The organism is Streptomyces sp. NRRL S-646 (genome assembly GCF_000720765.1).
In the GTDB taxonomy this organism is placed as follows: domain Bacteria; phylum Actinomycetota; class Actinomycetes; order Streptomycetales; family Streptomycetaceae; genus Streptomyces.
On the sequence record NZ_JODC01000135.1, the window covers coordinates 1 to 256 of the forward strand.

The following is a 256-nucleotide window of genomic DNA, read 5'->3' on the forward strand; positions in this document are numbered from 1 at the left end:
CCAACATCCAGACCGGGATGCCCAGTTCCGCTATCTCAACGAGCAGGCCCGCGATCACCGGGAGGCCGGCCAGCCGGTGATCAGCGTGGACACCAAGAAGAAGGAGCTCGTCGGCGAGTTCAAGAACAACGGACGCCAGTGGCGGCCTGCGGCTGATCCGGTGCAGGTGAACGTCCATGACTTCGCCGACCCGCAGCTGGGCAAGGCCGTCCCGTACGGGATCTACGATCTCGCGGCGGACACCGGCTGGGTCAAC

Annotated in this window: 1 protein-coding gene; it reads left to right on the plus strand. The window is 65.6% G+C overall.

What is annotated here, in order from left to right:
• Nucleotides 1–256: ISAzo13-like element transposase-related protein (locus IH68_RS0149245; protein ID WP_030950411.1), on the plus strand; the 256-nt coding region annotated here is incomplete at both ends.